Genomic DNA, 22,440 nt, shown 5'->3' with positions numbered 1-22,440 from the left:
CCATACAATCGCCTCCTTATCATCACGTTTTTTAATATTCTTTATCAGAATGAATTATTCCTTTAAATATTATTACTTATCTGATGAGATCTTCAACTAAATGGCCCGATTGCTGAATAAGAAAAAACCCTGCACATCAACACAGGATTTTGATCAAACTTTTTTACATATTATCAATCTTTATTTTAAACGATCAGACTTTTTTATAAATTATTAAACTTTGTTTTAAAGTCACACTTTTTACAATTTAGGTCTTGATAACTTTAAAACGGTTAAACTTTATTTCAAAGCCACAGGGATCTCTCCGTGGAGATAATGGGAAATGCTGTATTTAAGCTTAGGAATTTCGTTTTGGGGGTATTTGCATTTCTTAACTTGATGGCGATGGGGTAGTACCAACAAAACGAAAATGTAACAAATTTATGCTACACGTAAAAACCGATTAGTGAGAGCTCATAATCCGTGGGAGATGGACACCCCCGCGAATTTAAGTTTTACTTTATAAAAAAAAAGCAAGGATCGACCGGTATCGCTTGTTATTTGACTATTACTTTTCCCTCCATTCCTTTCAAGTAGTGGAACCGACATATTAGTTCATACGTACCGGGAGTTTCAGGTTTTACGGCAATTGTTTTTTCTTTTCCTGGCGGGACCTCGGCGTCAATTCCCAGCTTTTTCACCGTAAAGGTGTGATCTCTATTTCCTTGGTTTTTCAATATTAACGTTGTCGTTTTTCCAACCGGAATAGTGATGACATTCGGATTAAAGTAATCATCATTCAATTCGACCTCAATAGGCTGTGTTACAACGTCGGATTCGGCAAATACACTGAGTGATCCTAAAGTAGTCATAACTACAATCATCGCAAGTGAAATGATCAATACAGTTAATTTCTTTTTCACGGACATTCGCAATCCCTCCTTTCCTAAGCACTAGTGTTTTCTAATTTATAAAATATTATCAATATAAATGGGATCTCGGCGTGTTTCAAATAGTAATTCTTTCAACTGAAACAGTGATAAAGAAAAAATCGACTCTAATGATGAACTTTTGTTTCAATATCTCTTAATAGCCAAATGAATAGGATAGGTGTAAATAAAACACTCCAACAAAAAAAGCCTCCACTATTGTGAAGGCTTCTCTAAATGATGTGCAATATCAACATACATATTTGAGTAAGTCGAATGTATTTCATTACTAGGCGCAGCGTTAGAAGAGAAGTGGACGATAACCATATTTGCTTTCGGGTCGATGTAAAGAGTTTGTCCGTAACTGCCTAACACTTCGAAAGCGCCTTGTTCATTATGCGGAATCCACCATTGATTATGATAAGAAATTGAAGCGCCGCTGCCGATTGCGAGTTCACCTTCTTGTACACCTTTCACACTTTCTGTAATAAAAGAAGGGACGATTTGTTTTCCGTTATATTGACCATTATTTAAAAGTAATTGCCCGAATCTTGCCATATCTTTAGCAGTTGCATTTAAACCAGCGCTTGCTTGTTCTACTTTTGTTTCATCTGTAACGTAATAAGCGTTGTCTTCCATACCAATTTGAGACCAAATTCGTTCGCTTACATTTTCAGCTAATGATTTTCCTGTGATTGTTCGGATAATCCAAGCGAGTGTTTCAGTTGATCCGTTATTGTAAGAAAAAGCTGAACCAGGTGGTGCAGTTTCTTCTGCTTCTAGTAACATATCATAAATTTTCATAGGCCCCTCGTAATTTTTACCTCGGGGTAAAATATTACTAGCTAAATATAGTTGTGCATCTTGATTTTCTAGTCCTAGCTGCATATATCCGTGAGTAGGGTACTGTGCAGAAACTTGCATGTCCATTAATTGCTGAAGTGTAGCTTTACCAAACGGTGTATTTTTTAATTCTTTTATGTAAGTGTCAGCTGTTTTCTCTACATCAATTCGATTTTCTTCAGCGAGAGATTGTATGATTGCACCAGTAAACACCTTTGCTAATGATGCCATTCCATGAGGATTACTCTCGTTATATCCATTGAAATATCGTTCATAAACAAGTTGACCATTATGTACAACGACAAAAGCGTCTGTTTTGTTTTCGTCTAAAAGTTTTTTTAGAGGAGTCGTATTTCCAAATCCACGTTGGACAGCAAAATCGTCTAAGTTTTGTAACGCGGTAGGGAAGTGAGCAATTTGTTCAGGATTGTTTGTTACTTCATTAATTAAAGTGAATTCTTTCATATGTGTATACGACCAACGTAAGTAAGGATCGTCTAACCAGTTTTCCTTCGTCACGTTATTTTTTGATGGGGTCGTTTTATTATGTTTGAAGTATGTAAAACCAAGCCCTGTAATTACAAATATCACTGTTAGCATAAGTAAGAGTAGGGGAGATTTTTTTAATTTCATATAGGTCCCTCCTTTAATTTCTATTATAAGTATACGCTCGTCTTAAAAGAAATACAAAATAAGGAAAGTAAACGGGTAAGTTTACTTTCCTTATGAACGTTAAGCAGATATTTGTCCGTCTGTACTTTGTTTCTTGAATTTTTGTTTTCGTCCGTGTAATACATAATAAAGTAGTAAAGTGAAAGCAACGATAATAGCTGCGATAAAATACATATTATGATAACTTGATTTGGCAGCGACGATACCTAAAATGAAAGAACCAAAGCCAATGCCGCTATCAAAGAACGAGAAGTAAGTAGCTGTCGCAGAACCACGTCGATGGTTTGGAGCGGCAGAAATTGCAATCGTTTGGAAACTTGGAATTAATGTTCCGTATCCTAAACCGATTAACATACCTGCGCCAAGGAACCAAAATGAAGTTTGCGCTTGGCTTAAAATGAACATCCCAATTGTGAAAATAATGATAGCTGGATAAATAAGTACATTTTCACCGAAACGATCAAATATTTTTCCTGTAAATGGACGAGAAATGACCACAACAAGTGCGTATAGAATAAAGAAGTAACTTGCAATGTCGCTTAAACCGAGTTCTTTCGCATAAATAGGAATAAAGGATAAAATGCCACTATAAGAAAAGGCTAAAACAAATCCTGTCAGAGCGATCGGAATAGAAGATGGTTCAATTAAGTCTTTCCATTTCATTTTTTCTCGTGTTTGTTTACTTACTGGTTTTTCATGTGGAATATTGACTAGTAATCCTAATAAAAATGCGAGTAATGAAAATACTGAACAAACGATAAATAGTACAGTAAATGAAAAATGGGAAATAATTGTTAAACCTAAAAAAGGACCAATTACCATTGGTAGACTCATAAATACGCCGTAATAAGCAAGTGCTTCACCGCGTCTATGAGCTGGTGCTACATCAGTTACAATTGTTCCAGTTGCTGTCGTTGCCATTCCGAATCCAATACCATGTAAGAAGCGAAGGGCAAGTAATAAAAATAAACTTTGCGTACCGAAATACATAACAGTAGCGGCTAAAAATAGTGAAAGTGAAATAAATAATATTTTCTTTCTTCCTAAATCATCGAGCCATTTTCCTGTGAATGGTCTACATAAAACAGATGAAATAAGAAAAACAGTTGCAACTAAGCCAATTTCCTCAGGTTTTCCTTTTAGGCTGTCTATAACATAGACAGGCAGAGTAGTCATAAGCATGTAAAATGTTAAAAAGAGAAACAGACTACTAAAACAAGTTCCGAGGAAATCCTTCGTCCAAAGTTTTTCACTTTGCATCGTCATCCCTCCATATTAATGATCTAAATTTTTGATAATTTGTTGTAACAATTGAAAAGCTTCATGTAAGTCTTCTTCTTTAATACCTTCTAGCGTCTTTTCTTCAAAGGAATCAACTTCTTCTTGCCATACTGGAATCATTTCTATTGCTGTTTCCGATAAGGAAATGAGCTTCTCACGGCGATCTTTTCCTTCCGTACGAATAATCCAGCCCATCGTTTCCATACGTGTTAACGTGCGGGTCATCGTTGGTGATTCGACATTTAAATACTGACATAATTCTGTTTGGGTGCAAGATCCAGTTTGATTAATACGGAAAATAACAGCCCATTGCGCACTAAATAATCCTGTTGGAGATACACGTTCATTAAATTTCTTCGTAAACTTACGAGAAGTTTGACTGACAATGTGGAAAAAATGTTGTTTTTCGTCCATGTATTTTGATCCTTTCAAATTAGTTACCTAGCTAACTATATACCTTTTTATTTTAATTGTCTAGTAATAGACATGTTGTTTTATGTGGAAATTTCGTATAGATTTTATATTGAGAACATACATTCTGTATGGTATTCTTTAATTAAGTAAAGAATTTTCTTTCTATTAAAAGAATGGGGGAACTTGTGATGATTAAGCCTGCAACAATGGAGTTTGTTTCACTATCGAACGGAGAAACGATTGCATATCAAGAAGTTGGAAGGCAAAATGAAGAAATACTCGTACTCATTCATGGGAATATGACATCGTCACAACACTTTGATTTAGTTATTGAGAAACTGCAAGATCAATATCATATTTACGCAATTGATTTAAGAGGATTTGGACAATCAACTTATAATAAGTCGATAGATTCACTACAAGACTTTGCAGAAGATGTGAAACTATTTATAGATCAATTAAAGCTAGAGAAATTTTCGTTAATGGGATGGTCAATGGGTGGCGGTGTGGCGATGGAGTTTACAGCGAGTCACCCTACTTTTGTAGAAAAATTAATTTTAGTAGAATCGGTCGGAATGAAAGGATATCCAATCTTTAAAAAAGATATTAATGGGCAACCAATCGTATCGAGCTTATTAAAAACGAAAGAAGAAGTCGCGCAAGATCCAGTGCAAATCGCACCAGTTGTAGATGCGATAAAAAATATGAATAAAGTGTATTACCGAACAGTCTGGAATCTATTAATATATACACATAATCAACCTGAACCAGAGCGTTATGAAAAGTATTTAGATGATATGTTAACGCAGCGTAATTTCGTTGATGTAAATTATGCGTTAATTACATTTAATATTTCGGATGAACATAATGGGGTTGTGGAGGGGAATAAGCGAATTCATCGCATTAAAGCTCCAACACTCGTCATACAAGGTGACCGCGATTATGTTGTACCGCAAGTGGTTGGAGAGGAATTAACAAAACATTTGCCAAATGCGGAGTTGAAGGTATTAGAAGATTGTGGGCATTCACCGTTTATTGATTGTTTAGATGTATTTATAAAACATGTAGAGGATTGGTTGGAAAATTTATGTTGAAACGTCGATATATTTCATTTTGCATTGATATATTTAAAGTTATGTTCGATATATTCTAATTTGCGTCGATATAATTTCATTCGCTAGAAGATTCTTAATATTGCTTTCTTATTGTATAGCAAACCATATATAATGAATGTAGTGGATTATAAAAGGGAGATAAATACAGTTATATAAAATATACACAAATGTAGACAAATATGTTGCAATCTACCTACGAAACAATATAAACTAAAAGAATTTTATGAAATCATCAATATATCTGTAAGGACTTTGCAGAGATGGGATAACGAGGGTGTATTGACTGCTTACCGAAAACCTAAAGGAAGAAGATAATATACAGATAAACAGTATAAAGACTATATGGGATTCAAGAAGGAAATAAAGTAGGTAAAACGGTTATTTACACACAGGTGTCTAATCGGGGGCAGAAAGATGATTTAGAGAATCAGATTGAGTTTTTAAAAACATTTGCTAATGCACGAGGGGGTATTGTAGATTGTACGGATGGTAATGTCTCAACTATCATTATTGTACACAGAGATAGGTTTATACGTTTTGGTTATGAATGGTTTGAAAAATTCCTTAGTAAGTTTGGGGTAGAGATTATTGTTGTAACGAATGAAAAATTCTCTCTGCAGGAAGAGCTTATTCAAGACTTACTATCTATCGTTCATGTATTCAGTTGTAGAATTTACGGGTTAAGGAAATACAAAAAGAAAATATCGGAGGATAAAGATTTATGAAAAGAGCATATCTAATAGAAATTCATCCGACAAAAGAACAAATAACCCAAATAAATCAGACGATTGGTGTGTGTAGGTATGTTTACAACCTGTATATCTCTAAAAACAAAGAGCAGGAAGATATTTTGTATCTGTACTTTGCGAATTGGAAGAAACAAAAGCGAAGCGAACACTCAATAAAATAGGTCTAGGGATTGATTTAGGAGTGAAGGATTTTGCTGTACGTAGCGATGGGAAAACTCACAAAAATATCAAAAAAACAATAAAAGTAAAAAAGATAGAAAAACGGTTAAAACGTGAACAACGCTCTTTATCGTGAAAATATGAAAATATAAAAAAGAGAGGTGGAAAATCTGTTACTAATAAAAGAGCGAATATAGATAAAAATGTTCTTAGGGTGCAAAAGCTATGTACTCGATTAGCGAATATTCGACTAGAGTATGTAAAGTCTGTTGTAAATGCTGTGGTGAAAACCAAGCCAACGTTTAATACAGTAGAAGACTTAAATGTAAAAGGTATGATGAAGAACAAACATCTATCAAAAGCAGTTGCTGAGCAATATTTCTATACATTTAAAATATGGTTAGAGGCTAAATGTGAGGAATACGGAATCGAACTACGTCAAGTAGATATATTCTATCCGTCGTCACAGTTATGCTCATGTTGCGATCAAAAGAAAGCGGATTTAAAGCTATCTGATCGAGTATATACATGTGAATGCGGAAATGTAATGGATAGAGATTTGAACGCGTCAATCAACCTTTTACAAGCAAAAAAATATACAATACTAACGTAAATAGATTGTATATATGTACGGTGGGCTACATCGGAATTTACGCCTGTGGAGTGTTACAGCAAACTGTAGTAGCGAGATAGGACACGTAGAAGCAGGAATACCCTAAGAATGTACATTTGTCTATATTTTTAGTAGCAGAGATTGGGGATGTCAATGCGTTTTACATTTTGGATTATGGTTGGGATTGCAGCAATTTCTGGTTTATCGCAAGGAATGTTACTACCTACAATCGCCATGATTTTTGAACAAGAAGGGGTTAGTTCAAGTATTAACGGTATTCATGCGACGGCATTATACATCGGGATATTATTTATTTCACCGTTTCTTGAAAAACCGATGCAAAGGTTTGGAATGAAACCAATTATCGTAATTGGTGTTTTTCTCGTTATTATTTCATTATTCTTTTTTACACAAATATTTTCATTTTGGGTATGGTTTATTCTTAGATTCCTAGTTGGCGTTGGAGATCATATGCTTCATGTCGGAACGCAAACGTGGATTACAACAACGACAGACCCTAGTAAAATAGGCAGGCAAGTATCGATATACGGCGTATTCTGCGGAATTGGTTTTGCAATTGGCCCTTATCTGGCAAGTACAGTTCAGTACGGTCTAGCAACGCCATTTATCGTATCTACTATACTTTGCTTAATAGGGTGGATTTTACTATTACCGACGAAAAATGCATTCCCAGCACAAGATGAAACGAAAACGGAAAGTGAATCATCATTTTCTCGTTATAAACAGGTCGTTGGATTATCTTGGATTGCACTTATTGGTCCACTTGCATATGGTGTGCTTGAAGCAATGCTAAATAGTAACTTACCAGTATACGCACTTCGCAAAGGGTGGTCTGTATCAGATGTTTCTTTCTTATTACCAGCATTCGCAGTTGGAGGTATTATTACACAAATCCCGCTCGGTATGTTAAGTGATAAATATGGAAGAGACCGCATTTTAACGTGGACGTTCAGCATAAGTACGGGCATTTTCTTGCTTGCAGCAGTATTTGATCAATATTACTGGATCGTATTTACATGTATGCTTATAGCGGGTATGGTCATTGGCTCGTGCTTCTCATTAGGTCTTGGATTCATGACAGATTTATTACCGAGACACTTACTACCAGCAGGTAATATATTATCCGGAATCGCCTTTAGTATAGGAAGTATTATGGGACCTGTATTAGGAGGCGTATTTATAGAAAAAATACAGTATACAAGCTTTTTTATTGCGGTTATGATTATAATGGGTATTCTCGCACTGGTATATATTATTCACATGAAAAATCAATTTGCATCAAGAAAAATAGAAAGTAGGTTAGGGCATGACAAAACAACCTAATAAGAAAAAATTTGAAGTACTAGAAAACGAAACGATTACAGACTGCTTAGCACGTATGGAGCAAGAAGGGTATGCACCGTCTCGTCGCATGGAAGAGCCAATCTTTCATGAAGTAAAGAAAGAAGGGAAAACAGAAGTTGAACCGTGCGGTAGGAAGATTGTTTTTGAGGGGAAATTGAAGTAAAAAGAGGTTATATAAATGAAAAAAGATTCTGTTTTGAGGTGCAAGCAAGATAAAATACATCTTGTTTTTCACAGAAAACCTTAAAGTAATTCACATATATAACCACATAAGAAAACGCTGTTGATTCTAACATCAACAGCGTTTTTATTTTAACTAAATATATAAATAAAAATGAATTTCCGCTTGAATTAAACTAGCAAAATCAATAATGTCTTTCTGTAAATACATTGCTGGCGGTTCGCTATTCTCAACTTGAATCACTACCATTAAAAAAAATTCTAAACCATATTTCTCCTTGAGATGTCTTAATTGTTTCGTTTTTCCTTTAAGCGATTTTAGAATTGCATTCAACTGATTATTTATATTGTATGATTCTTGGTATCCTGCTTTTAGTCCTGTTATAATGGATTATACCATAGATGATAGAACGTATATTTGGTATAATCGAAACATACTACTTGAAACGATGTACATAAGTTATGAAATTCATGTAATAAGGTAAGTACTACATAACAATAACTAAATTAAAAAGTTCTAGTACATATAGGATTCAGTTCATGTTATACAAATCCATTGTCAGAAAGGAAAAGATGTAATGAATCAAATTTCATTTGAAGATTTATTTGAAGAAGAAAAAGAAAAGGTGGAGGTAGCTGAGATACCAGTATCTTTATCGCCATTGCAACAAGATATATTGGGGTTATTTAATTCTGAAGAAATAAGTGCATTAGAGCTATGCGAACAATTAATACGATCTGGCAAAATACCAGATGAAAGATTCACAACGGATAAGCCTAAAGCATTTGGAAAAGTATGCTTAATATTAGAAGGTTTTGTTACGGAAGGGAAGCTTACTTTTATCAAAAGTGATGAGAAAAGAGATAGGGTATATAAAGTGAAACTTTAATCAGTGGGGGGTGTTCATCCCCCACTAATTATTAGCCTACACCAATCGGGCGTTTACGGGCAGTTAATCTCCCACCTAACTTCTTTGCTCCAGCCGAATTTTGAGGTGGGAGTCTTACTGCCCACAAATAGCGGGATAAAATGAAAGAAGAAGTTTCTAACACATAAGATGTACAGAGTATAGTAAAGAAATAAGGATGAAGCATCATTAAGCATGTAAAGAAAAGTTAAAGTTATGTAGGGACTAGGTTTAAACGGCCTAGTCCCTTATATAAGTGGGAAATGTAAATAATATTTTTTATTTGGCTTTTTTTTCGCGCTGTCATGTTATCCTTTAATAAAGCGATAAATGAAACTAAAGCTTAATCACGTGAGGTTAGTTATAAATGATAAAGAAATTTACTAGAGTAGTATTAACTGCAGTTATGCCAATCGGTCTTATTACCGGTTGTGGGACTACTGAAAAAACTGAAGTACAAGAGCCGAAAGCGGTACAAACGGAGCAAAAGGACTATATGGATTACTCATATGGTAGGGCGGGTATATTAGTAAGCGGAAAAGCGAAAGAACGTCAACAGTACGAGATTGGGTATATTGACGATAATATGTTAATTGGAATTAATGAAAACATTGAGGACTGTATTACTTTAGACAATAAAGATGAAGCAGGTTACATTTGGAAACAAATAGAGCGCGGATCTATTATTGAAGTGCAATACGGTAAGGACCGCAACGACATCGTAGGCGTACAATTAGTAGGAGATCGTGAGCCATACGAAATTAGTGACAAGCTAGATCGAAATACGATAAACGAGATTGTTGGAAAAGTTAAAGGTAATTTGTAATAGATGTATTTCGCTAGTATATGATCTATTATCATGAAATGGCGAATCGCATACATGAAATTTGGAATCAACGGCATTTTTATATTAAAAATGCCGTTGATTTATGTTAAAAAGTAAATGCTATTTTATCCCGCTATTTGTGGGAGTCGGGCTGCCCGTAAACGCCCGATTGGTGTAGGCTAATAATCAGTGGGGGATGAGCAAAACCCCCACTGATCAAAGTTTCACTTTATAGCCTGGTAGAAAAACACGTATTAAAAAATACACAAATGAGTTATTCTCCTTTTATTTATGATGATCGTCGTAAGGTCATTGCCCAGAATAAAAGAGCGCAAGCACTAACGGATGCACCTAATATACATACTCCGTTCCATCCGTAGCTTGCATAAATGTTTGTTGAAAGAATTGCACCTGTAGCACTGCCGATAGAATAAAAAATCATATAACTAGCAGTGAGCCGACTTCTCGCTTCAGGACGCACTGTGAAAAGTATACTTTGGTTCGTGACATGTACAGCTTGCACAGCTAAATCTAAAAGGATAACACCGATAACTAGTAGGAATAGAGAATGGTTCATTAATTTAATTAGGAACCATGAAAGTAATAATAAAGTTAAGGCAATGCCAGTAGTTCGCTCTCCTAATCCCCGATCAGCCAGTTGTCCAGCCTTAGTAGCAGCTAATGCACCGGCAACTCCAGCAAGACCAAATGCTCCGATGGCTGTATGTGATAGATTATATGGTGCAGCACTTAGAGGTAAAACTAATGAAGTCCATAAAATACTGAAGGCAGTAAAAATAAGCAATGCTAATATTCCGCGAATACGTAAGATCTTTTCTTCTACAAATAATAAGAGAACAGAACGTAATAAGTTACGATAGGTCATAGCTGTTTTTTTATGTTCAAGATTAGGTAAATTACGATATAACAAACCAATTACGAAGAGCATAAGTACAGCAGAGGTAAGATAAACGGAACGCCATCCCGCTAAATCTGTTAATGTTCCGGCAAATGTACGTGCAAGTAGAATTCCTATTACAACACCACTCGTAACGAAACCTACTATTCGCCCACGGTCTTTTGGATTAGCTAAAATGGATGCGTATGCGACGAGTGTCTGCGTAACAGTCGCAAGAATTCCGACTAAGGCCATACCTATAAAAAGTACGGTACTTGAAGGAGCGACTCCGACCACAATTAAAGCGAAAACGGATAAAAGCATTTGAACAATAATAAGTCTTTTTTGGTTTAACAAATCACCAAGTGGAACTAATAAAAGTAATCCGAGTGCATAACAAACTTGAGTAATCGTAATAACGACACCAATAGTTGAATGGTTGATCTTAAACTCATTTGATAAAGAATCAAGTAGAGGATGAGCGAAGTATATATTCGCCACAGCCATCCCGCAAGCTATTGAAAATAATAGAGTTATATAGCGGGGCATGATTGTATTGATAGGTGATTGGAACTGATCATTATTCTGAGTAAGAGCAGTTGTCATTTTTTCTTTAACATCCATAATATCATCTCCTTTTGTTTTTAAAATAACGTACCGATCGGTATGTTATTTCATAAGTAAAATATAATCAGGGATAAGTTAATATGTCAAGTGAATTGCAAAGTGATTTCAGTTTCTTTTGACATATCATTTATAATTTAATACGATATATAATATACCGATTAGTACATAAAATCGTGATTTATAATTTAGAAAACAGTTGAAGAAAGAGGAGGGGTTAAATGGCTCGACTACGCGAATTTGATAAAGAAAAAGCTTTGGATGCTGCTATGCAACTTTTTTGGGAGAAAGGATACGCTGCTACTTCATTAAGTGATCTAACTGCTAAAATGGAAATACAAAGACCGAGTTTATATGCGGCATTTGGTGATAAAGAAGGGCTGTTTGAAGCTGCATTACGGAGATACACGAATTTACACGCAGCTAGCATTCGAATAAAACTTCAAAAAGAACAATCTGTAAAAGAGGCCATTCGTGCATTTTTTGAAAATATGGTGGAAGAGGAATATAAAAAAGAATCAAATAAAGGCTGTTTCTGTATTAACACAATGGTGGAGCTTGCTCCTCATAATGAAAAATTTGAAGTGTTGACTAGAGAACATCAAATGTATCTTTCAGTTATATTTCAAGAATTAATTACTAAAGGTATTCAGTCTGGAGAACTGCAAAGTGATGTGAATGCTAAAGCATTAGCACAAACGCTAGTCACTTCATTAATTGGATTAACAGTGTTAATGAAATCTCGTCCAGAACGTTCAGTTGTAGATAATTCGGTATCTATCATATTATCGTTATTAAAATGATTTTTGCAGAAGTGTATTTCAATTATACGTTTTTTGAATGAGATGCTAATCAGAAAATGGAAACTATAGTGAAAAATAATTAAATTTGATTATAAAAAAGTCGATTCTTTATTGAGGTAAGAAATCGACTTTTTATAATATCTTCAGAGTCGAATGTACTGTGAAAGTAATAGCGAGAAAGGAAGTAGGCGGCAACTATCGGATCATGTGATAAACTTTTGACCCTAACGCACCAATTACTCGTGAAGAAGCATCTATTATGATTGACAAATCATTACAGTATAAAGGCATTACAGGTGATTTAGTAGCGTTACCATTTAGAGATAAACATTTAATAACATACAAACAACCAGTTCAAAGATTATACAGTTTAAAAATCATTAATGGTGTTGGAAACAATGAGTTTAATCTTCAAGGTACAACAACTCGTGGTGAGTCGGCTGTATTTTTAGTGAAGATGTTAGACGCGATAGAAAAAGCACAATAAATTACATGTAGAAAAGAGCTGATCCAAAATAATAATTTGGATTAGCTCTTTTTTTATATAAGCCCCTTCAAAGCCCCTCATAAGCACCTACCAAGTAATAAATCACTAAGAAAAAACAAAACAAAAACAACTACAAGAACAAAAAAGCGCGAAAAAATAAAACCGTCGTAGTAGTAGTAGTAAAAAAAATTTGGAACTCGAATGCCAAAACCGTTACCTCATTCCTATATTTATATTGAAGGATTGGAATTTTCCTATTTGCTAACAAAGAGTGGAGGGAAAACTGATGGCGGTGTACCGTAATGTGCAGATGAATTTTTGGCAAGATGAATTCATTTTAGATTTAACGCCAGAAGAGCGTTATTTTTACATATATTTGTTAACTGGTACGAAAACGAAGCAATGTGGTATTTACATATTGCCAAAGCGTTTAGCAGAGCTTGAAACTGGTTACAGTATGGAGACTGTTGAGAAGTTATTGAACCGGTTTGTGGAATACGGGAAGATTTTATATGATGCGGAAACGAAAGAGTTATTCATAATAAATTGGCTACACTATAACCCTATTTTAAATACGAATGTAGAGAAGTGCGTGTTACGTGAATTGAAGACTGTGAAAAGTAAAGAGTTCATACATATGTTTTTACGTAAATGTCTTGAAGAAGAATACAAGATTCCGTTATTACTTCAGTATTTTGGTATGCCAGAGGAAGAGATTAGTAGTAATTCACAACAAGCAATTATTCAAGAGAAGGAAGCTGTGGAAGAGGTAGAAATAGTAGAGGAGGCCACTCCGTATATTGAAGTTTACAAGTTTTACGAACAAAATATAAGTAGTTTATCTCCATATATCGTGAAGGAATTAGAGAGGTGGATGCAAAGAGTTTCAGGAGATACAGTACTAGAGGCACTTAAAATTGCGTTTGAAAATAATAAGGGAACACTTGCTTATGTAAAGGGGATTTTGAGGAATTGGTGTAAGAAAGGACGAGTAAGCTTCAGTAAAGGAAAGGAAATAGTGCGTAAGAGAGGATTATTCAGTTTGTATGATCCATAGCAGGAGCAAGGAATGATTTCTTCTTTTCTAAGAGGTTCTTTCACAATAGAAGCGAATAGATTGAGAAAGGAGGGGATTGTATGGAAGTCGTCATAAAAAAGAAACGAAAAAGGGGAAAAAGAATTTTTATTTGGTCTAGTAGTATCGTTCTTTTTTTGTTTATTTGCGCTATGATTTTTTTGAACATATATACGTTGAGTTCTATGCCAAAGATAGATGGAACGATAAAACTTGAGGATTTACAATATGCTGTTGCGGTGAAACGAGATAGTAAAGGTGTACCACATATTAAAGCGGAAAATGCACATGATTTATATTTTTCGCAAGGATACGTACAAGCGCAAGATCGTTTGTTTCAAATGGATTTAAGTAGAAGGCAAGCTTCAGGGACGTTAAGTGAAGTTGTTGGTGAAGTAGCTGTTGATAAAGATAAGTTGTTTCGTACGCTCGGTCTACGTCGTGCAGCAGAAGCGTCTTTAAATCAATATGATGGAGAAGCGAAATATGCTTTACAGTCATTTGCTGATGGAGTGAACGCTTTTATACGTGAGGCAAAAGAGGAAAAGAGATTGCCCGTTGAGTTTACTTTATTAGGATACGAGCCAGCTGAATGGTCAATCGTGGATTCTTTAACGATTGGAAAGTATATGGCATTTGATCTTGGAGGACATTGGCATGGACAGGCATTTCGATATTGGGCGTTGAAAAATCTTCCGGAAGAGCAAGCAGCTGAACTATTTCCATCCTATCCGAAAGATGCACCTAGATTACTAGCTGAACTAAAAAATACAAATGTAAATGTAGCGCAAAGTTTTTCAAAGACGATCATTCCACCAGAGTTTAATGGGAGTAATAACTGGGTTGTGAGCGGTGAGAAGAGTGCATCTGGTAAGCCGATTTTAGCGGATGATCCGCATCTTTCTCTTGCGACACCTTCTATATGGTATCAAACAAAGTTAGAAACGAAAGATGTAAATGTGAGTGGAGTTATTTTTGCGGGTGTTCCTGGTGTTATGTTAGGGCATAATAAAGAGATTGCCTGGGGTGTTACGAATACAGGTCCTGATGTACAAGATTTATATATTGAAAAGCGAAATCCTAATAATGAAAATGAATTTTTGTATAACGATAAGTGGGAAAAGGCTACGGTTGTTGACGAATCTATTAAGGTAAAGGGCGGAAAAATAATCCCTTATAAAGTTACGATTACGAGGCACGGTCCAGTCATTTCAGAGTTTGCGGATAAGGGGAAAGAGAAAACGAAAACAGTATTCGCTTTGAAATGGACTGCTTTAGAGCCTTCAGCTGAATTGAAGGCAGTACTAAATATGAATAAAGCAAAAAACTGGACTGAGTTTGAAACAGCTCTTCAAGATTTTCATACACCAACTCAAAACTTTTTGTTTGCATCAAACGACGGAACGATTGCTTATAAAGCGAATGGAAATATACCGATACGTAAAAAAGGCGATGGTAGTTTGCCTGTTCCAGGATGGACAGATGAATATGAATGGGAAGGGTATATTCCGTTTGATCAGCTTCCAAAAGTAATAAATCCGAAAGAAGGGTTTATTTCAACTGCGAATAATAAAATTGTTGATGATGATTATCCGTATCATATTAGTAATACATGGGCGCAGCCATATAGGCAAATGCGCATTCAAGAGTTTTTGCAAGAGAAGGATAAGTATACGGTAAAAGATTTAGAAGAGTTACAGATGGATCAAAAGAATTTATACGGGAAAGAATTTACTCCAATATTTTTAAAGGAGTTAAATAAAACAGCTTTAACTGAAGTGGAGAAAGAAGGAGTAAAACAATTAACAAAGTGGAACTTTTACGACAGTAAAGATGAAGCGGCACCATTAATTTTCCATTTATTAATGAAAGAGATTTCGAATACGTTATTTTCAAAAGAAATACCGAAAGATGTGATGGAGTTATTTGAAGGGAAGTCACAAGTTGTCGATGAATTAATTCGTAAGCAAGTAAACGGTGAAAATAGCGCTTGGTTTACGAAGTACGGAGGCTTCACAAAAGTTGTTCATACATCGTACGAGAATGTAATGAAGAAATTGCAGAAGGAGTATGGATCGAATGTAGCAGAATGGAAGTGGGGAGATTACCATCAACTTGCTTTTACACACCCAATTTCGAAATCATCTAGTATATTAGCATTACTCGCATTTAATCGTGAGAAACCAGTTCCAATTGGCGGAAGCCAAGTTACCGTTCAAGCAGCGAGTTACGGCGATAACGGTATTGTAAATCATGGAGCTTCTTGGCGATTCGTTATTGATACGAAAAATATGTCAAACGGTTATCATATAGTAGGACCAGGACAGTCAGGGCATTTTAGAAGCGATTGGTATCATGATCAAATAGATGATTGGGTGAACGGTGAGTATCATACGACTACACTTAATACAGATGGGATAGAAGGAAAAGTGTTAAATTTAGTTCCTAAATAATGTGTGGATATTTTGAGATGGAATGGTTTGTAAAGGAGCGGGAGAACCGCTCTTTTTTTGAATTATTTTTCTTATGGAATATATGTGTAATGTTGTATAAAATAATCAAGAAAGCCAAAAATTATAGGGGGAAACTTGTGAAGAAAAGTAAGAGTTTAGTAAGTATTTTAGGAGTGTGTATTATGTTGTTTTCTTTTTGTTTTCAGGGGAATGTACAGGCAGATGTAAATACTGTTCAATCTGGAAAAATAAAATCAGGAAACGTAACGGTATGGGAAGTAGGAAATGTAGCGAAAGTGTTAGCTGATGTGGAGCGCTTGAATTTAAATACAGTAAATGTGCCGATCCAAGTTGATATTCCAAATGTGAATTCTGCTAATATGGTAATCAATCAGGCGCAAAAAAAACAAGCTATTATTTTAATTCAAGAATTATTAAAGCGTAATATTCAAGTTATAGTGGAACCATTCCCGTTTATTCAGCAAGGAAATATTGGAGAAACAGAGTGGAACCCGAGTAATATTAACGATTTCTTCTGGAATTGGAAATCGGTTGTTTTACAAGATATTTTTAATTCCATTACAAGTAAGTACAATATTTATGGGCTGAAGATCGCTTCTAATTTCGTGAATATGGAATATGCAGAAGGATATTGGAATGATACGATTAATTTTGTTCGCCAGCAGTATAAAGGAAATGTTTTGTATCAAATGAACTGGTGGTTAACTGCAAGTTGGGATCCTTCTTTTGAGGCGAAATTTAAAGAGAAAATAAATCGCCCGTATTTAAAAAAGGTGGACATTGTAAGTATTGATAGTTGGTTTGAAGTTTCAGGAAAAAGAAATCCATCATACGAAGAAGTAAAACAAAGTTTATTTGCGACGACAGTATACAATCGTGGGCAAAATGTTGTTCAGCAACTGGAACAATTACATAAAACAACAGGAAAGCCAGTATATTTTGGTGGATTTAACGTCCCAGCACGTGAACTTGGACTACAAAACCCGTGGAACCCAGATGTTACGAATGTGTTTTCGAAAGATGTACAACTTAACGGGTGGCGTGCTTACCGAGATGTATTAGAACCGAAGCCATATTTTAAAGGTTTTTCAATTTGGTTTATTGGATCTAATGATAGTAATCATTCATATCAAATACATAGTAAAGAAGCAGAGACAGTTATTAATGGCTGGTATAAAAAATAAATTTTATAAAATAGGTAAGTTTTAGAATCTATTACATATATTTTAGTGAAAGGCCTTTCACCATCTTATCACCTAGGGGGCAATCATAATGAAATTTTTGTCTTACCTTACAGTAATTTTGGTGATTCTTGGCGGTTTGAATTGGTTGTTTGTGGCGTTAGATTATAACGTAGTTGAGAAATGGTTTGGTTCTATGCCGGCGCTTGTGGACACCATTTATTGGCTCTTTGGTCTTTCCGCTATTTATCAAATTTTTGATCGGTTCTTTACGAACAAGTAGCTATTATTCTTTTATTACTAGAGTGTTAAGTACGATTATGTACTTAACACTTTTTTGTATGTTTATAAAAAATAGGGTGCACATGCAAGCGATTCCATCGCGTCTTACGCCGTAATAATGGAAAACAAATTGACCGTGTATTGTATATAGGTTATAATTCAGAAAGTTTAAAAAATAATAAAAATGAGAAATAGGGAGGTTATCTGGGTGATGGAGAGAGTGTATAATTTTTCAGCAGGACCATCTATACTCCCTTTGCCAGTTTTAGAGAAAGTGCAAAAGGAGCTTGTAAATTATAACGGGACAGGCATGTCTGTTATGGAAATGAGCCATAGATCTTCTTATTTCCAAAGTATTATTGATGAAGCCAGCAGCTTACTTCGTGAATTAATGAACATTCCTGATGAGTATGAAGTTTTATTTTTACAAGGTGGTGCGTCATTACAGTTCTCTATGATACCGTTAAATTTAATGAGTACGTATAAAAAAGCTGGGTACGTACTGACAGGATCATGGTCTAAAAAGGCGCTGCAAGAAGCCGGAAAAGTAGGAGAAGTACAAGTGATTGCTTCTTCTGAAAAAGAGAAGTTTACTACGATTCCTAAAATGGCTGATTTACCAAATGATGAAGAACTAGATTATGTACATATTACAACGAATAATACAATTGAGGGGACAAAGTATGTGGAGTTACCACATTTAGAAAAAGTGCCGCTTGTGGCGGATATGTCCTCAAATATTTTATCAGAACAATATGATGTTACGAAGTTTGGCCTCATATATGCGGGTGCGCAAAAGAATTTAGGGCCAGCAGGCTTAACGATTGTAATTATAAAAAGAGATTTAATTGGCAGTGCAAATAGTGCTTGTCCTACGATGTTAAACTATGAAACTTACAGTAAAAATAACTCCCTATATAATACACCGCCAACCTTTAGTATTTATGTAGCGAAACTTGTACTAGAGTGGTTGAAAGAACAAGGCGGGGTATCTGCGATTGAAGAACAAAATAGAATGAAATCTTCACTTCTTTACAACTTTTTAGATGAATCTAAATTGTTTACTTCACCAGTTGATCCTACGTATCGATCACTTATGAATATTCCGTTTACAGCACCTTCAGAAGAGCTGAATAGTCAGTTTTTACAAAAAGCAAAAGAACGCGGTTTCGTTACGCTAAAGGGACATCGTTCAGTCGGCGGTATGCGTGCTAGTATTTACAATGCGATGCCAATCCAAGGTGTACACAAATTAGTAGACTATATGAAGGAATTTGAGCTTGAGAATAGATAGGGAGATGGGGATATGTTTCGTGTTCAAACGTTAAATCAAATTGCCGAAAAGGGTTTGCAAATTTTTGATGGGAATCGCTATGAAATTGGAGACAAAGTAGGTCATCCAGATGGTATGTTACTTCGCAGCTATTCTTTACATCAAGAAGAGTTTTCAGAAGATTTAAAGGCAATTGCAAGAGCTGGTGCCGGTGTAAATAATATTCCTGTTGAGCGTTGTACGGAAAAGGGTATTGTAGTATTTAATACGCCAGGGGCTAATGCGAATGCAGTGAAGGAACTTATTATCGCAAGCCTTATTATGTCTTCCCGTAATATTATAAACGGAGTGAGCTGGACGAAAGAGTTAGACGGAGAAGAAGTACCACAGCTTGTTGAAGCTGGGAAGAAGCAATTCGTTGGATCAGAGATTGCAGGGAAACGTCTAGGTGTTATCGGTCTTGGTGCAATTGGTGCTTTAGTTGCAAATGATGCGTTAGCTTTAGGTATGGACGTTGTTGGATATGATCCGTATATATCAGTTGAAACGGCATGGCGTCTTTCTACACAAGTGCAAAGGGCATTTAGTTCAGATGAAATTTTTGCAACGTGTGATTATATTACACTTCATATTCCTCTTACGAACCAAACGAAGGGAATTATTGGTGAACACGCTATAGAGACAATGAAAAATGGAATGCGTCTATTCAATTTTTCTAGAGGAGAACTTGTAGATGAAAATGCTCTTCAAAAAGCGTTAGAAGAAGATATTATTACACATTACGTAACTGATTTCCCAAATGAAAATGTGATAAAGATGAAAAATGTAACAGCAACTCCTCATCTCGGTGCATCTACGTCTGAATCTGAAGAAAATTGTGCAGTAATGGCTGCACGTCAATTACGTGAATATTTAGAGACAGGTAATATTCGTAATTCAGTAAACTATCCAAACGTAGAGCTTCCGTACATTGGAAAAAAACGAATTACAATTATGCATCAAAATGTACCAAACATGGTAGGACAAATTACAGGATGCTTAGCAGAACATCATATTAATATTGCGGATATGATTAATCGTAGTAAACATTCTTGGGCGTACACAATGATTGATATTGATAACGGAATTGATGATATAATGAAAGAGAATATTGTGGAAAATATAAGCAAAATCACAGGTGTTGTAGCCGTTCGAATGATTGTGTAAAGGAGAGAGAAACTTGGCAAAAATCCGACCGTTTCGTGCCATTCGTCCAGTAGAAGGAAAAGCAGCACAAGTAGCAGCTTTACCGTATGACGTATTAAATAGTGAAGAGGCAAGAGAAGTTGTAAAAGGGAATCCATATTCTTTCTTACACGTTGATAAAGCAGAAATTGATTTAGACCCGGCACTTTCACCGTACGATGATCGCGTATATGAAAAAGCGGGTGAAAATTTAAAGCAATTTATACAAGAAGAAGTGTTCGTTCAAGATGAAGAGCCAGCGCTTTACATTTATGAACTGACGATGCAAGGAAGAACGCAGTCAGGCCTTGTCGTTTGTACATCGATTGACGAGTATGAAGATGATACAATTAAAAAACATGAAAGAACGCGTCATGAAAAAGAACTTGATCGTATTCGCCACGTAGATGTGTGTGACGCAAATACGGGGCCAATCTTTTTAACGTATCGTACAAAAGAAGAAGTGAAACGTTTAATTGCAAGCTGGAAAGAGGAACATGCGCCAATCTATACATTTACAGCGGAAGATGGTGTGGGGCATGTTGCGTGGAAGATTGCAGATGAAGAAGTAGTTACGACTTTAGTAAACGCATTTGAAGACATTCCTAATCTTTATATTGCGGATGGACATCATCGCTCAGCATCAGCGGCAAAAGTTGGGCTAATGCGAAGAGAGCAATATCCGAATTACACTGGAGAAGAGGAATTTAATTTCTTCCTATCTGTTTTATTCCCTCAGGATGAATTATCAATTTGGGACTATAACCGGGTTGTGAAAGATTTAAATGGCTTATCAGTAGAGCAATTTTTAAAGCAAGTTGCGCAATATTTTTATGTGGAAGAAGCAGGGGTTTCACCATATAAACCAAATGAGCCAAAATCATTTGGCATGTATGTAAACGAGAAATGGTATAAGCTCACTGTGAAAGAGGAAACATTTGATGCGAATGATCTTGTCAGGCGTTTAGATGTATCTATTTTACAAGATCATTTATTAAGTCAAGTACTTGAAATACATGATCCGCGCTCTGATTCACGCATTGATTTCGTCGGTGGAATCCGCGGGCTAGAAGAACTAGAACGTCTTGTGCATAGTGGTGAATATAAAGCAGCATTCGCGTTATATCCGACATCAATGGAAGATTTATTAACAATCGCAGATGCTGGAGAAGTGATGCCGCCGAAATCAACGTGGTTTGAACCGAAACTTCGCAGCGGGTTGTTTGTACATTCGTTAAAGTAAAGTGAAACTTTAATCAGTGGGGGTTTTGTCCATCCCCCACTGATTATTAGTTGAACCAATCGGGCATTTTCGGGCAGTTATCTCCCACCTAACTCCCTCGCATTCGCCGAATTTTGAGGTGGGAGTCTTACTGACCGTTAATGCGGGATAAATATAGACTTCTTTAGTTTGAAAAACCGAAATGATTTGTAGTTTCGGTTTTTCTTATTTTAGAAAGTAAATCACATAGTGTTTTTGAGGAGGAGTATCGATGAAATTGCAAGTAGGCGAAAAAATCACCTTTGAGCGAACGTTTACAAAAGAGGATGTTGCGTTATTTACAGAAGTATCTAAAGATGAAGGAATTCATCATGTTACACCAGATGAACAAGGACGATTTGTTGTACAAGGCCTTTTAACATCAACGCTTCCTACGAAAGTTGGCGGTGATTATAATGTATTAGCGCGCAAGATGGATTTTGAGTTTTTACGTCCCGTTTTTAGCGGTGATACGATTCGTTGTGACGTTATAATTGAACAATTTGAACCTGATGAAAAAAATCGTACAAAGATTATTGCGATGTTTACATGTATGAATCAACTTGAAAAAGAAGTATTGAAGGGGAGTTTTTCAGGGATAATTCTTTAATTATTAGGCATAGGGATCAAATGAAAAAGATGTGATCATTCAATGGGGGAAACTTGGAAATGAGTTTACTTTATTGAATGATTAATTAAAAAGGCCTTTTCATATGGTATTATCCCCTTTAGGTAGACAGTGTAAAAAAGACCATGTGCACACATGGATGTTACACTATTACTTGGAGGGGATTTTTTATGACTAAAAAAGGCTCAACTTTTAAT

20 protein-coding genes and 4 pseudogenes are annotated in these 22,440 nt (G+C 35.6%); 18 read left to right on the top strand and 6 right to left on the bottom strand.

Annotation, left to right across the window (positions count from 1 at the left end):
- Window positions 1–536 precede the first annotated feature (536 nt).
- From MR071_RS23750 to MR071_RS23735, 4 genes are all read right to left on the bottom strand, one after another.
- Window positions 537–908 (bottom strand): cupredoxin domain-containing protein, encoded by a 372-nt coding sequence (locus MR071_RS23750; RefSeq protein WP_242238132.1) that lies wholly within the window; start codon window positions 906–908, stop codon window positions 537–539.
- Between the two features lie 216 nt (window positions 909–1,124).
- On the bottom strand, window positions 1,125–2,384 hold the full coding sequence (locus MR071_RS23745) for a serine hydrolase domain-containing protein (protein ID WP_105587974.1): 1,260 nt from the start codon (window positions 2,382–2,384) through the stop codon (window positions 1,125–1,127).
- Between the two features lie 99 nt (window positions 2,385–2,483).
- On the bottom strand, window positions 2,484–3,683 hold the full coding sequence (locus MR071_RS23740) for an MFS transporter (protein ID WP_105587975.1): 1,200 nt from the start codon (window positions 3,681–3,683) through the stop codon (window positions 2,484–2,486).
- Between the two features lie 15 nt (window positions 3,684–3,698).
- A complete protein-coding gene (locus tag MR071_RS23735; protein WP_002013810.1) occupies window positions 3,699–4,118 on the bottom strand; it encodes a MarR family winged helix-turn-helix transcriptional regulator in 420 nt (139 codons plus the stop codon).
- Between the two features lie 173 nt (window positions 4,119–4,291).
- Between MR071_RS23735 and phaZ the strand changes: the two genes are divergently transcribed.
- The 6 genes and pseudogenes from phaZ (at window position 4,292) to MR071_RS23710 (ending at window position 8,282) form a co-directional block, all read left to right on the top strand.
- Window positions 4,292–5,212: an intracellular short-chain-length polyhydroxyalkanoate depolymerase gene (gene phaZ / locus MR071_RS23730; RefSeq protein WP_242238131.1), complete on the top strand. Its 921-nt coding sequence runs from the start codon at window positions 4,292–4,294 to the stop codon at window positions 5,210–5,212.
- 198 nt (window positions 5,213–5,410) lie between these two features.
- Window positions 5,411–6,034 (top strand): annotated as a pseudogene (locus MR071_RS23725) (MerR family transcriptional regulator).
- Complete coding sequence (locus MR071_RS25965; RefSeq protein ID WP_472926934.1) at window positions 5,973–6,143, top strand: helix-turn-helix domain-containing protein; 171 nt, start codon at window positions 5,973–5,975, stop codon at window positions 6,141–6,143. The pseudogene MR071_RS23725 and the gene MR071_RS25965 overlap by 62 nt, the downstream one beginning before the upstream one ends.
- Window positions 6,065–6,754 (top strand): annotated as a pseudogene (locus MR071_RS23720) (RNA-guided endonuclease InsQ/TnpB family protein); the annotation flags it as partial. The gene MR071_RS25965 and the pseudogene MR071_RS23720, both read left to right, overlap by 79 nt.
- A 147-nt stretch (window positions 6,755–6,901) precedes the next feature.
- Complete coding sequence (locus tag MR071_RS23715; RefSeq protein ID WP_142395948.1) at window positions 6,902–8,098, top strand: MFS transporter; 1,197 nt, start codon at window positions 6,902–6,904, stop codon at window positions 8,096–8,098.
- A complete protein-coding gene (locus MR071_RS23710) occupies window positions 8,082–8,282 on the top strand; it encodes an NETI motif-containing protein (protein WP_242238130.1) in 201 nt (66 codons plus the stop codon). The genes MR071_RS23715 and MR071_RS23710 overlap by 17 nt, the downstream gene beginning before the upstream one ends.
- Before the next feature lie 153 nt (window positions 8,283–8,435).
- Here MR071_RS23710 and MR071_RS23705 read toward each other — a convergent pair.
- A pseudogene (locus MR071_RS23705) lies at window positions 8,436–8,675 on the bottom strand (DUF4279 domain-containing protein); the annotation flags it as partial.
- A 202-nt stretch (window positions 8,676–8,877) separates the two neighbouring features.
- Between MR071_RS23705 and MR071_RS23700 the strand changes: the two are divergent.
- A complete protein-coding gene (locus MR071_RS23700; protein ID WP_105587980.1) occupies window positions 8,878–9,189 on the top strand; it encodes a DUF3895 domain-containing protein in 312 nt (103 codons plus the stop codon).
- Between the two features lie 385 nt (window positions 9,190–9,574).
- On the top strand, window positions 9,575–10,033 hold the full coding sequence (locus tag MR071_RS23695; protein ID WP_242238129.1) for a hypothetical protein: 459 nt from the start codon (window positions 9,575–9,577) through the stop codon (window positions 10,031–10,033).
- Between the two features lie 289 nt (window positions 10,034–10,322).
- On the opposite strand, the gene MR071_RS23690 is transcribed toward MR071_RS23695, so the two are convergent.
- A complete protein-coding gene (locus tag MR071_RS23690) occupies window positions 10,323–11,555 on the bottom strand; it encodes an MFS transporter (RefSeq protein WP_105587982.1) in 1,233 nt (410 codons plus the stop codon).
- Between the two features lie 221 nt (window positions 11,556–11,776).
- Here MR071_RS23690 and MR071_RS23685 point away from each other — a divergent pair, with 221 nt between their 5' ends.
- The 10 genes and pseudogenes from MR071_RS23685 to MR071_RS23640 all read left to right on the top strand — a co-directional run bounded on the left by MR071_RS23685 (window position 11,777) and on the right by MR071_RS23640 (window position 22,225).
- On the top strand, window positions 11,777–12,358 hold the full coding sequence (locus MR071_RS23685; RefSeq protein ID WP_105587983.1) for a TetR/AcrR family transcriptional regulator: 582 nt from the start codon (window positions 11,777–11,779) through the stop codon (window positions 12,356–12,358).
- A gap of 217 nt (window positions 12,359–12,575) precedes the next feature.
- Window positions 12,576–12,845: pseudogene (locus tag MR071_RS23680) on the top strand (S-layer homology domain-containing protein); the annotation flags it as partial.
- Between the two features lie 286 nt (window positions 12,846–13,131).
- Window positions 13,132–13,902 (top strand): DnaD domain-containing protein, encoded by a 771-nt coding sequence (locus MR071_RS23675; protein ID WP_242238128.1) that lies wholly within the window; start codon window positions 13,132–13,134, stop codon window positions 13,900–13,902.
- An 80-nt stretch (window positions 13,903–13,982) separates the two neighbouring features.
- Window positions 13,983–16,373 carry a penicillin acylase family protein gene (locus tag MR071_RS23670; RefSeq protein WP_242238127.1) on the top strand — a complete coding sequence of 797 codons (2,391 nt, stop codon included), beginning with the start codon at window positions 13,983–13,985 and terminating at the stop codon, window positions 16,371–16,373.
- Window positions 16,374–16,510: 137 nt separating this feature from the next.
- Entirely contained in the window at window positions 16,511–17,578 is a 1,068-nt protein-coding gene (locus MR071_RS23665; RefSeq protein WP_242238126.1) for a glycoside hydrolase family 113, read from the top strand.
- Between the two features lie 88 nt (window positions 17,579–17,666).
- On the top strand, window positions 17,667–17,858 hold the full coding sequence (locus tag MR071_RS23660) for a DUF378 domain-containing protein (RefSeq protein WP_105587985.1): 192 nt from the start codon (window positions 17,667–17,669) through the stop codon (window positions 17,856–17,858).
- A 210-nt stretch (window positions 17,859–18,068) separates the two neighbouring features.
- Window positions 18,069–19,151 (top strand): 3-phosphoserine/phosphohydroxythreonine transaminase, encoded by a 1,083-nt coding sequence (gene serC / locus MR071_RS23655; RefSeq protein WP_242238125.1) that lies wholly within the window; start codon window positions 18,069–18,071, stop codon window positions 19,149–19,151.
- A gap of 12 nt (window positions 19,152–19,163) precedes the next feature.
- A complete protein-coding gene (locus tag MR071_RS23650) occupies window positions 19,164–20,336 on the top strand; it encodes a 3-phosphoglycerate dehydrogenase family protein (RefSeq protein WP_105587986.1) in 1,173 nt (390 codons plus the stop codon).
- Window positions 20,337–20,349: 13 nt separating this feature from the next.
- Window positions 20,350–21,597 (top strand): DUF1015 domain-containing protein, encoded by a 1,248-nt coding sequence (locus MR071_RS23645; RefSeq protein WP_105587987.1) that lies wholly within the window; start codon window positions 20,350–20,352, stop codon window positions 21,595–21,597.
- Between the two features lie 250 nt (window positions 21,598–21,847).
- Window positions 21,848–22,225, top strand: coding sequence for a hotdog family protein (locus MR071_RS23640; RefSeq protein WP_105587988.1), 378 nt, complete (start codon window positions 21,848–21,850; stop codon window positions 22,223–22,225).
- The last annotated feature ends 215 nt before the right edge of the window (window positions 22,226–22,440 follow it).

The organism is Bacillus cereus group sp. BfR-BA-01316, from assembly GCF_022664195.1.
Classification (GTDB): Bacteria; Bacillota; Bacilli; order Bacillales; family Bacillaceae_G; genus Bacillus_A.
Note: the sequence above shows the minus strand (reverse complement) of the source record. Positions and strands in the feature narration are given on the sequence as shown.

Bases quoted from the DNA above. Each gene is read 5' to 3' on its own strand.
- MR071_RS23750 (WP_242238132.1), bottom strand. From the start codon at position 908: ATGTCCGTGAAAAAGAAATTAACTGTATTGATCATTTCACTTGCGATG.
- MR071_RS23745 (WP_105587974.1), bottom strand. From the start codon at position 2,384: ATGAAATTAAAAAAATCTCCCCTACTCTTACTTATGCTAACAGTGATA.
- MR071_RS23695 (WP_242238129.1), top strand. From the start codon at position 9,575: ATGATAAAGAAATTTACTAGAGTAGTATTAACTGCAGTTATGCCAATC.
- MR071_RS23670 (WP_242238127.1), top strand. From the start codon at position 13,983: ATGGAAGTCGTCATAAAAAAGAAACGAAAAAGGGGAAAAAGAATTTTT.
- MR071_RS23675 (WP_242238128.1), top strand. From the start codon at position 13,132: ATGGCGGTGTACCGTAATGTGCAGATGAATTTTTGGCAAGATGAATTC.
- MR071_RS23690 (WP_105587982.1), bottom strand. From the start codon at position 11,555: ATGGATGTTAAAGAAAAAATGACAACTGCTCTTACTCAGAATAATGAT.
- MR071_RS23650 (WP_105587986.1), top strand. From the start codon at position 19,164: ATGTTTCGTGTTCAAACGTTAAATCAAATTGCCGAAAAGGGTTTGCAA.
- MR071_RS23640 (WP_105587988.1), top strand. From the start codon at position 21,848: ATGAAATTGCAAGTAGGCGAAAAAATCACCTTTGAGCGAACGTTTACA.
- MR071_RS23685 (WP_105587983.1), top strand. From the start codon at position 11,777: ATGGCTCGACTACGCGAATTTGATAAAGAAAAAGCTTTGGATGCTGCT.
- MR071_RS23710 (WP_242238130.1), top strand. From the start codon at position 8,082: ATGACAAAACAACCTAATAAGAAAAAATTTGAAGTACTAGAAAACGAA.
- phaZ (WP_242238131.1), top strand. From the start codon at position 4,292: ATGGGGGAACTTGTGATGATTAAGCCTGCAACAATGGAGTTTGTTTCA.
- serC (WP_242238125.1), top strand. From the start codon at position 18,069: ATGGAGAGAGTGTATAATTTTTCAGCAGGACCATCTATACTCCCTTTG.
- MR071_RS23700 (WP_105587980.1), top strand. From the start codon at position 8,878: ATGAATCAAATTTCATTTGAAGATTTATTTGAAGAAGAAAAAGAAAAG.
- MR071_RS23660 (WP_105587985.1), top strand. From the start codon at position 17,667: ATGAAATTTTTGTCTTACCTTACAGTAATTTTGGTGATTCTTGGCGGT.
- MR071_RS23740 (WP_105587975.1), bottom strand. From the start codon at position 3,683: ATGCAAAGTGAAAAACTTTGGACGAAGGATTTCCTCGGAACTTGTTTT.
- MR071_RS23715 (WP_142395948.1), top strand. From the start codon at position 6,902: ATGTCAATGCGTTTTACATTTTGGATTATGGTTGGGATTGCAGCAATT.
- MR071_RS23735 (WP_002013810.1), bottom strand. From the start codon at position 4,118: ATGGACGAAAAACAACATTTTTTCCACATTGTCAGTCAAACTTCTCGT.